The 9,327-nt window shown below is 71.8% G+C and carries 9 protein-coding genes and 1 riboswitch; of the genes, 3 read left to right on the top strand and 6 right to left on the bottom strand.

The genetic code is table 11. From position 1 onward, the window contains the following. Nucleotides 1–46: 46 nt before the first annotated feature. The 3 genes from ADY01_RS27570 to ADY01_RS27560 all read left to right on the top strand — a co-directional run bounded on the left by ADY01_RS27570 (nt 47) and on the right by ADY01_RS27560 (nt 4,275). Complete coding sequence (locus ADY01_RS27570; RefSeq protein ID WP_063784376.1) at nt 47–580, top strand: GNAT family N-acetyltransferase; 534 nt, start codon at nt 47–49, stop codon at nt 578–580. A gap of 25 nt (nt 581–605) precedes the next feature. Then, a riboswitch (cobalamin riboswitch) is annotated at nt 606–738 on the top strand. Between the two features lie 124 nt (nt 739–862). Then, nucleotides 863–3,259: a ribonucleoside-diphosphate reductase subunit alpha gene (locus ADY01_RS27565; RefSeq protein ID WP_049578936.1), complete on the top strand. Its 2,397-nt coding sequence runs from the start codon at nt 863–865 to the stop codon at nt 3,257–3,259. After that, a complete protein-coding gene (locus ADY01_RS27560; protein ID WP_063784375.1) occupies nt 3,250–4,275 on the top strand; it encodes a ribonucleotide-diphosphate reductase subunit beta in 1,026 nt (341 codons plus the stop codon). The genes ADY01_RS27565 and ADY01_RS27560 overlap by 10 nt, the downstream gene beginning before the upstream one ends. A gap of 89 nt (nt 4,276–4,364) precedes the next feature. Here the strand turns inward: ADY01_RS27560 and ADY01_RS27555 are convergent, their stop codons facing one another. The 6 genes from ADY01_RS27555 to ADY01_RS27530 form a co-directional block, all read right to left on the bottom strand. Next, complete coding sequence (locus tag ADY01_RS27555) at nt 4,365–5,099, bottom strand: D-Ala-D-Ala carboxypeptidase family metallohydrolase (protein ID WP_078900660.1); 735 nt, start codon at nt 5,097–5,099, stop codon at nt 4,365–4,367. A gap of 126 nt (nt 5,100–5,225) precedes the next feature. Beyond that, nucleotides 5,226–5,858: a peptide deformylase gene (gene def / locus ADY01_RS27550; RefSeq protein WP_049578931.1), complete on the bottom strand. Its 633-nt coding sequence runs from the start codon at nt 5,856–5,858 to the stop codon at nt 5,226–5,228. Nucleotides 5,859–5,944: 86 nt separating this feature from the next. Further along, nucleotides 5,945–6,934, bottom strand: coding sequence for a tetratricopeptide repeat protein (locus ADY01_RS27545; protein WP_049578929.1), 990 nt, complete (start codon nt 6,932–6,934; stop codon nt 5,945–5,947). 172 nt (nt 6,935–7,106) lie between these two features. Beyond that, nucleotides 7,107–7,415 carry a mycothiol system anti-sigma-R factor gene (gene rsrA, locus ADY01_RS27540; protein WP_049578928.1) on the bottom strand — a complete coding sequence of 103 codons (309 nt, stop codon included), beginning with the start codon at nt 7,413–7,415 and terminating at the stop codon, nt 7,107–7,109. Beyond that, on the bottom strand, nt 7,412–8,047 hold the full coding sequence (locus ADY01_RS27535; RefSeq protein ID WP_049578938.1) for a sigma-70 family RNA polymerase sigma factor: 636 nt from the start codon (nt 8,045–8,047) through the stop codon (nt 7,412–7,414). Before ADY01_RS27535 ends, rsrA begins: the two co-directional genes overlap by 4 nt. Before the next feature lie 248 nt (nt 8,048–8,295). Then, nucleotides 8,296–9,150 carry an SOS response-associated peptidase gene (locus ADY01_RS27530; protein WP_049578926.1) on the bottom strand — a complete coding sequence of 285 codons (855 nt, stop codon included), beginning with the start codon at nt 9,148–9,150 and terminating at the stop codon, nt 8,296–8,298. Between the last annotated feature and the right edge of the window lie 177 nt (nt 9,151–9,327).

Genomic DNA, 9,327 nt, shown 5'->3' with positions numbered 1-9,327 from the left:
GGAAAAGGGCGGGAGAAATGTCAGTCCCCCCGCTCACACTGACCCCATGGACATCCTCATCAGGGAGGCGGAGCCGGCCGAGTTCGACGAGGCCGGCGCACTGACCGCCGCCGCCTATCTCGACGACGGGCTGCTCGATCTCGGCGCGGAAGACCCCTACCGGGCCCAGCTGCGCGACGCCGCGCGGCGCGCGGAGCACGCGCTGCTGCTGGTCGCGGTGGACCGCGGGGGCGCCGGGGGCGTGCTGGGCACGGTGACCTTCGTGGGCGAGGGAGGGGAGTTCGCCGACCTGGCCGCCGGGGACGAGGCGGAGTTCCGGATGCTCGCCGTGCGCGGTGAGGCGCGCGGGCGCGGCGCCGGGGAGGCGCTGGTCCGCGCGTGCGTGGAGCGGGCGCGCCGACTCGGGAAGCGGCGCGTCGTCCTTTCCAGTCAGTCGCAGATGCACACGGCGCACCGCCTCTACGAGCGGCTCGGGTTCGTTCGGACGCCTGAGCGCGACTGGGAGCCCGTTCCGGGCCTCACGCTTCACGTGTTCGCACGAGAACTACCGACCGAGCCCGCCGACGAGCACAACATATAGGGGCGCTCGCTTCTCGCGACACAAGATGTATGCTCATCCTCGCTGTCACCGCGGGGAATCCGGTGCAACTCCGGAACTGTCCCGCAACGGTGTGCGATGGGCCGCTATGCGCTGTCCCATGGCGAGTCCGACCACCCGCGGCCGACATCGACAAGTCCGGGCCTCGTGGGCTGGGCCGGCGGACGCCAGGGGCATGCCTTTGCCTTGCCACATGCATGCCTGAACGCGCTCGCCACCCTCCGCCCGGCCCCAGGGCCACCGCGATTCGAGGGAGAGCACCGAGTGACCATCGCACCCGTCGCACCCGCGGAGCCGGTTACAGCCGCGCTGCCGCACCTGCTGACCGAGCTCGCCGCCGATCTTCCGGCCGTCGACCCCCGTCCGGTCGCCGACGCCGTCGTGCGGGGCGCTCCCCCCGGAGCCGACGCGGTCACGGTGCGGGAGCTCGCCATCGACGCCGCGGCCGGGCTCATCGCCGAGGAGCCCGCCTACTCCCGGCTCGCCGCGCGGCTGCTCACCCTCGCCATCCGCGACGAGGCCGCCGGGCAGGGTGCCGTCTCCTTCTCCTCCTCCATCGAGGTCGGCCACCGCGAGGGCCTGATCGGCGACGCCACCGCCGCGTTCGTGCGCCGCCACGCGCCGCGCCTGGACGAGCTGGCCGCGCGCACGGCCGCCGAGGGCGCCGACGACCGGTTCGAGTTCTTCGGGCTGCGCACCGTCCAGTCGCGCTACCTGCTGCGCCACCCCACCACCCGCCGGGTCATCGAGACGCCGCAGCACTTCCTGCTCCGGGTGGCCTGCGGGCTCGCGGACGGCGACGCGCCCGAGGCGCTGGACGAGGTCGCCGCGTTCTACCGGCTGACCAGCGGCCTGGCCTATCTCCCGTCCTCCCCCACCCTGTTCAACTCGGGGACGCGCCACCCCCAGATGTCCTCCTGCTATCTGCTGGACTCGCCGCTGGACGAGCTGGACTCCATCTACGAGCGGTACCACCAGGTCGCGCGGCTCTCCAAGCACGCGGGGGGCATCGGCCTCTCGTACACGCGGATCAGGGCCCGCGGCTCGCTGATCCGGGGCACCAACGGCAGGTCGAACGGCATCGTGCCCTTCCTGCGCACCCTCGACTCCTCGGTCGCCGCGGTCAACCAGGGCGGGCGGCGCAAGGGCGCGGCCTGCGTCTACCTGGAGACCTGGCACGCGGACATCGAGGAGTTCCTCGAACTGCGCGACAACACCGGCGAGGAGGCGCGCAGGACCCACAACCTGAACCTGGCGCACTGGATCCCCGACGAGTTCATGCGCCGTGTCGAGGCGGACGCCGCGTGGTCGCTGTTCTCGCCGGTGGACGTCCCCGGGCTGACCGACCTGTGGGGCGAGGAGTTCGACGCCGCCTACCGCGCGGCCGAGGCCAGGGGCCTCGCGGTGCGGACGCTCCCCGCGCGGCAGCTCTACTCCCGGATGATGCGGACCCTCGCCCAGACCGGGAACGGCTGGATGACGTTCAAGGACGCCGCCAACCGCACCGCCAACCAGACCGCGGAGCCCGGCTCGGTCGTGCACTCCTCCAACCTGTGCACGGAGATCCTGGAGGTCACCGACGACGGGCAGACCGCCGTCTGCAACCTCGGCTCGGTCAATCTGGCCGCCCACCTCGGCGAGGACGGCCGCCTGGACTGGGAGCGCCTCGACGCCACGGTCCGCACCGCCGTCACGTTCCTGGACCGGGTGGTGGACATCAACTACTACCCGACCCCGCAGGCCGAAACGTCCAACTCCCGCTGGCGCCCGGTCGGCCTGGGCGTGATGGGCCTCCAGGACGTCTTCTTCCGGCTGCGGCTGCCGTTCGACTCGGCCGGGGCGCGCGAGCTGTCCACCCGCGTCGCGGAACGGATCATGCTGGCCGCCTACGAGACCTCCGCCGCCCTCGCCGAGCGGCGCGGCGCCCACCCCGCCTGGGAGGCCACCCGCACCGCGCGGGGCGTCCTCCACCCCGACCACTACGCCGACGCCACCCACGCCTGGCCCGAGCGCTGGGCCGCGCTGCGCGAGCGGATCGCCCGCACCGGCATGCGGAACTCGCTGCTGCTCGCCATCGCGCCGACCGCCACCATCGCCTCGATCGCGGGCGTGTACGAGTGCATCGAGCCCCAGGTGTCGAACCTGTTCAAGCGCGAGACGCTCAGCGGGGAGTTCCTCCAGGTCAACGCCGCGCTGGTGGCCGAGCTGAAGCGGCTGGGCCGCTGGGACGCGGCCACCCGGGAGGCGCTGCGCGAGGCGAACGGCTCGGTCGCCTCGCTCCCCGGCCTGCCCGACGAGGTCAGGGAGCTGTACCGGACGGCCTGGGAGCTGCCGCAGCGCGCCCTGATCGACATGGCCGCCGCCCGTACCCCGTATCTGGACCAGAGCCAGTCGCTGAACCTGTTCATGGCCGCGCCGACCATCGGGAAGCTCAGCTCGATGTACGCCTACGCCTGGAAGCGCGGCCTCAAGACCACCTACTACCTGCGCTCCCGCCCGGCCACCAGGATCGCCCAGGCCGCCTCGGTCAGCGCGCCCGCCACCGCCACCGCACCCGCCACCGCGACCACCACCGCCCCAGCCCCAGCCACCGCGACCGTTCCGGAGCAGGCCCTGGCCTGCTCCCTGGAGAACCCCGAGACCTGCGAGGCATGCCAGTGACCGCCCCCACGACCACCAAGAGCCTGCTCGACCCCGGGTTCGAGCTGACGCTGCGCCCGATGCGGTACCCCGCCTTCTACGAGCGGTACCGGGACGCCATCAAGAACACCTGGACCGTCGAGGAGGTGGACCTCCACTCGGACGTCGCCGACCTGGCGAAGCTCTCGCCGGGCGAGCGGCACCTGATCGGCCGTCTGGTGGCCTTCTTCGCCACCGGTGACTCGATCGTCTCCAACAACCTGGTGCTCACCCTCTACAAGCACATCAACTCCCCCGAGGCGCGCCTCTACCTGTCGCGGCAGCTGTTCGAGGAGGCCGTGCACGTCCAGTTCTATCTGACGCTGCTCGACACCTATCTGCCCGATCCGGACGAGCGGGTGGCGGCGTTCGCCGCGGTGGAGAACATCCCGTCCATCCGCGAGAAGGCGCAGTTCTGCTTCCGGTGGATGGACTCCGTCGAGGACATGACCCGGCTGGAGACCAGGGAGGACCGCCGGCGCTTCCTGCTCAACCTGATCTGCTTCGCCGCCTGCATCGAGGGCCTGTTCTTCTACGGCGCCTTCGCCTACGTCTACTGGCTCCGCTCGCGCGGGCTGCTGCACGGGCTCGCCACCGGCACCAACTGGGTGTTCAGGGACGAGACGATGCACATGGACTTCGCGTTCTCCGTGGTGGACACGGTCCGCGAGGAGGAGCCCGACCTGTTCGACGCGGAGCTGGAGCGGCAGGTCACGGCGATGCTGGCGGAGGCCGTGGACGCGGAGACGCAGTTCGCCGAGGACCTGTGCGGCGAGGGGCTGCCGGGCATGAACACCGCCTCGATGCGCCAGTACCTGGAGTGCGTGGCCGACCAGCGGCTGGTCCGGCTCGGCCTCGCCCCGGTGTACGGCGCGCGGAACCCGTTCTCGTTCATGGAGCTCCAGAACGTCCAGGAGCTGACGAACTTCTTCGAACGCCGCCCCTCCGCCTACCAGGTCGCCGTCGAGGGCAGCGTCTCCTTCGACGACGAGTTCTGAGTTCTGGGGGCGCGCTCCGAGCGGCCTTCCGGGAGACACGGTGGCCCGCCCCCGACCGGGGGCGGGCCACCGTTCACGGGGGTGGGGCGTCAGATGCCGCAGCTGGGCGCGGACCAGAACTGCGAGGACCGGTTGGCCAGGTGCACGTGGTCGTTGTGATCCGGGTAGCCGGGGCCGAGGATCTCACGGAAGCCGTGGTTCCTCGCCTGCTGGGCGAGCTGGCAGAACGAGGGGGTCCCGGTCAGGTCGATGGCGTCGCCGTACAGGTGGCGGCTGGTGGCGGAGCCGCCGGCCGCGTTGTTGCAGGAGACGGAGCGGAAGCCGCTGCTCGTGGTGATGGCGCGGTCGCCGAGCGCGTGCCGCAGCGCCTCCAGCTTCCACATGTTCACCAGCGCGTTCGCGCGGGCCTGCGCGGCGCTCACATTGCCGCCCGCCCAGGTGGTGTTGCACCGGTTGAGCTCGGCGTAGGTGAAGTGGATCGGGGTGCAGTCGTTGTCCTGGAGGTCATAGATCTTGTTGAACGTCTGCTGCCCCGCGATCCCGTCGGCGCCGAGACCGTACGCCTGCTGGAACCGTCGCACGGCCGCCGCGGTGGCCGGGCCGTACTCGCCGTCGAGGGCCAGCACCGCGCCGTAGCCCGGGTAGCCGGAGACCCGGATCTGGAGTTGCCGGACGTCCTCGCCGGAGGCGCCCTGGTTCAGGGTGCGGTTCCAGGTGTAGCAGCCGTCGGCGTGAGCGGTCCCGGCGGTGGCGACCGTTCCGGCCAAGGCCACTGTAGAGAACATGACAATCGTGAGCACAACACGCAGCGCGCGTCTCAACATGCTGCCTCCGTGGGGAGAGAGAGCGGACGGCACCGAGAGTGGCCCATGCGGTCAACGCGCGTCAACCAGGCGGACGTTCGCCACAGGACCAGACCAGCGATGGCGTCGCCCTCGCTCCCCGGCCCCTCACTCCGCGTTCGGCACCGTCTCGTAGCGCGGGGTGTTCTCGGCCATCATCGTCAGCGCCTTCTTCCGCTCGCGCTTCGACAGGCGCTCCAGGTACAGATGCCCGTAGAGGTGGTCCGTCTCGTGCTGGAGGCAGCGCGCGAAGTACCCCGTGCCGCGCACCGTCACCGGCCGGCCGGTCGCGTCCTGGCCGCGGACCACCGCGTAGTCGGGGCGCGGCAGCTCCGCGTAGGCGCCGGGGACGGAGAGGCAGCCCTCGTTGTTGTCGTCCAGCACCCGGCCGTCGGGCGGCAGTTCATCGAGGACCGGGTTGCAGACCGCGCCGACGTGCCGCACGCCGTCGTCGTCGGGGCAGTCGTAGACGAAGACCTTGAGGTCCACGCCGATCTGGTTGGCCGCGAGACCCACACCCTCGGCGGCGCGCTGGCTGGCGAACATGTCGTCGATCAACGACGCGAGCGCCTCGTCGAACGCGGTCACGTCCCGGCACTCCCGGTGCAGCATCGGATGACCGACGACCGTGATCGGCCGGACGGTGCCGCGCTCACGGTGCGCCTGCTCCCGCTCCGCGCTGTCCTTGGTGTCGTCGATGAACTCGTCACTGACCCGTTCATCGGTCTCTTGCTGCGCCATGGTCGGCCATTCGCCTTTCGGTCATGCGTCGTCCCCGCTGTGATCTGCCCAGCTTAGAGGCAGGCCGCCGGGCGCGGGTCCCCCGTTCAGCAGACCTCTTCCAGATCCCGCCAGTCCCGGGACTCGGGGCTGTCGGCCACCCAGCCGTCGAGCAGCCCGCGCACCAGCGCGCTCGGCGCCGCGAGGCCGCACTCGCGCTCGGGGGACCACAGCCCGCTCGCCCCCGTGTGCCCGAGCGGCCCCGGCTGGCCGGGGACGCTGTGGTCGTGCGGGTCGTGCTGGGCCAGGCCGTCGCCCTCCTCGCTCGGCATCCGGCTCTCCGAGCAGGCGCGGCACAGCAGCCGCACCGAGGACGACCAGTCCTCCGCGGCGTACCCGGCGTCCGCCGCCAGGCGCTCCAGGGCGTCCCGGTCGGACTCGGCCGCCGCCTCGATCAGCACCACCCAGGTCGGCACCGCGGAGGGCGCCCACAGCTCGATCTCGTCGAAGACGGGGTAGACCGAGGCGACGCCCCCGCTCGTCGTCGTGCGCTCGCCGCGCGGGACGCCGTCGTGCAGCACCACCTCGCCCCAGCGGCGCCCCGAGGAGGGCAGCGGGATGTTCTGCACCTCGATCCTGGCCGGATCCAGGCGCCGGCCCCACACCACCTCGGCCTCGCCCTCGGGCGAGAGCCGGACGGCGGCGCCGCCCAGGTACATGCCGAGCGGCTCGTCGGCGCCCGTGACGCCGGGGACCGGCAGGCCGTACGCCTGCCAGGCCCGCCGCGCCAGGGGCCAGTCCTGGAGCGCGGTGGCGGCGATGCCCACGTTCCACCAGTCGGGGGCGCCCGCGTCCCGCTCCAGCAGCGCCACGGCCCGCAGCCCCGCGGAGCGGGCCTGCTCCCAGTCGTGCCGGAACTTGTGGAGCAGCGCCAGGTTGAACCAGGACTCCGACAGCCAGGGCTCAAGGTCGGCGGCGCGGGTCAGCAGCGCGTCCGCGTCGTCGTAACGGCCGTCGTCGATGAGGGTGAAAGCCCGGTTGGTGGCCAGTCTCCAGTCCGTGGAAGGGCGCTGCCGGACCCTGCCGAAGATCCTCACGGTGTCCCGCCTGATTCCCGCTTCGTAGCGTGCACTTCACAGTTCTCCTGTCCGTCCCGGGCCGCATCCAACCATGGGCGGACAGGCGCCTGCTCACAGGATGGGTCAGGCGGACGTCGCACGCGAGACGACGGAAGACCACCGGGGTGAAACCCGGAGGGTGAGGAACCGGTTACCCGGGCCGCTGCTCGGACGGCCGCTCGGCGGGGGACGCGGCGGCCCGCTCCTCGCCGCGCACGGCGTCGATGCGGTCGAGCACCTTGGCACGCAGGTCCGCGGGGACCTCGTCCTGGCCGCAGCAGCGCTTGACGAGCTTCTTGACGGACTGCTCCAGTCCGTACTTCTCCAGACACGGAGAGCACTCGTCGATGTGCTCCTGGAACTTCGCGCACTCGCCGTCGGGCATCTCACGGTCGATGTACTCGTAGAGGCGGCCGAGGACCTCGGAGCAGTCCGTGGGGTGCGGCTGGTCGCCACTCATGATCCTGAGCCTTTCTGAACCCCGGCCGGGACGAGACCGCGCTCCCGCGCGTAGTCGGCGAGCATGTCGCGGAGCTGCCGGCGGCCGCGGTGCAACCGGGACATCACCGTGCCGATGGGTGTACCCATGATGTCCGCGATCTCCTTGTAGGCAAAGCCCTCGACGTCGGCGAGATAGACCGCGATGCGGAATTCCTCGGGGATCGCCTGGAGCGCCTGCTTCACGTCGGAGTCGGGCAGGTGGTCGAGCGCCTGGGACTCGGCCGACCGCAGGCCGGTGGACATGTGCGACTCGGCGCGCGCCAGCTGCCAGTCCTCGATGTCCTCGGCGGCGCTGCGCTGCGGCTCGCGCTGCTTCTTGCGGTAGGAGTTGATGAAGGTGTTGGTCAGGATGCGGTACATCCACGCCTTGAGGTTGGTGCCCTGGCGGAACTGGTGGAACGAGCCGTACGCCTTGGCGTAGGTCTCCTGCACCAGGTCCTCGGCGTCCGCCGGGTTCCGCGTCATGCGCAGGGCGGCCGAGTACATCTGGTCCAGATAGCCCAGGGCGTCGCGCTCGAACCGGGCGTTGCGCTGGGCCGTGGTCTCGGTCTCCTCGTGCGTATCCTCGTCCGTGCCGGTGACCGGACCCACCTCCTTGGAAAGCGTCATGAGCCCGGTGCCGGACTCGTCCGCTTCGGAGGATAGACGACGGAACGGGACGTCTGCCCGCGGGTGCGACCGCTCGGCGGCCAGCCGCAGCGTCGCCCAGTCCACCTCCGCGGCCCGGCGCGACGACTTCTCGGCGGTCCGTGTCGGCCAGGCGATGGCAGCCATCGGGTCTCCCTCTCTCACGTCAACGTCTCGAAGGCGTCAACATGCGGGGGACCGCCGCCATTCCCTCAGAACAGCGTCTCCTCCTCGGGCCCGGCGATCTGCTTCACCAGCTCGGGGCCGTTGTTCCTGACGTTGCTCACGGCGGTGGAGACCGGGAAGGCGCGGAAGCGTCCCGGGGGCGGCGGCTGGAGCAGGGCGCGGGCCTCGTCCGGGTCGGTGCGGGCCGGATCCAGCCAGGCGTCCCAGCGCTCGGGCGGGAGCGCCAGCGGCATGCGGGGGTGGATGTCGGCGAGCGAGCGCGGGGCGGGCGCCCCGGCGCCCTCGGCCGCGGGGGGCGCGCCCTCCCCCTCCACGGCGGGCAGCGGCGTGGTCTCGGCCTCGGTGGTGACCACGGTGCAGGTCGTCCACCAGGCCCGGGGGTGGTCGTCCGGCAGCGTGCTGTCGCGCCAGAACTCGTACAGACCGGCCAGCGCCATGACGCCGCCGTCGGCGGGCGTCACGAAGTACGGCTGCTTGCGGGGCCGCTTCCGCTTCCCCTTCTCCTCCTCGGTGCGCTCGGCCCTGCCGGTGACCCACTCGTAGTAGCCGTCGGCGGGGATCAGGCAGCGGCGGGCGGCGAAGGGGCGGCGGTAGGCCGTCTTCTCGTGCACGGTCTCGGCCCTGGCGTTGATCATCTTGACCGCGGTGTCGGGCGACTTGGCCCAGGAGGGAACGAGGCCCCAGCGCAGCACGCGGAGCTGCCGCACCGGCTCGGGCCCGGCGCCCGCCTCCTTCAGGGGGCGGTCCAGGACCGCGTACACCTCTTTGGTGGGTGCCACGTTCCAGTCGGCGGGCAGGCTCTGCCCGGGGTCCCAGCGCTCGACGTCGAACAGCCCCACCAGGTCCTCGGGCCGCCGGCTCGCCGCATACCGTCCGCACATGCCCGCCACCCTAACGGCTCGCACCGACACCGAGCCGGGGCCCCGGAAGCCCGGGGCCCCGGCAAGGGGTGCCGCCCTCACCACCGCACGGTCTCAGCGGTGGTCACAGCGGGTTCATGGCCGGGTTCACCGCGCTACGTCGGTGAACCCGGGGGTCAGGGGGTCAGGGGGTCGGGG

The sequence above is a fragment of the Streptomyces sp. SBT349 genome (genome assembly GCF_001083795.1).
In the GTDB taxonomy this organism is placed as follows: domain Bacteria; phylum Actinomycetota; class Actinomycetes; order Streptomycetales; family Streptomycetaceae; genus Streptomyces.
The sequence above is the reverse complement of the archived record's forward strand: the minus strand, read 5'-3'. Positions and strand labels throughout refer to the sequence as shown.

Bases quoted from the DNA above. Each gene is read 5' to 3' on its own strand.
- ADY01_RS27570 (WP_063784376.1), top strand. From the start codon at position 47: ATGGACATCCTCATCAGGGAGGCGGAGCCGGCCGAGTTCGACGAGGCC.
- ADY01_RS27560 (WP_063784375.1), top strand. From the start codon at position 3,250: ATGCCAGTGACCGCCCCCACGACCACCAAGAGCCTGCTCGACCCCGGG.
- ADY01_RS27555 (WP_078900660.1), bottom strand. From the start codon at position 5,099: ATGTTGAGACGCGCGCTGCGTGTTGTGCTCACGATTGTCATGTTCTCT.
- def (WP_049578931.1), bottom strand. From the start codon at position 5,858: ATGGCGCAGCAAGAGACCGATGAACGGGTCAGTGACGAGTTCATCGAC.
- rsrA (WP_049578928.1), bottom strand. From the start codon at position 7,415: ATGAGTGGCGACCAGCCGCACCCCACGGACTGCTCCGAGGTCCTCGGC.
- ADY01_RS27530 (WP_049578926.1), bottom strand. From the start codon at position 9,150: ATGTGCGGACGGTATGCGGCGAGCCGGCGGCCCGAGGACCTGGTGGGG.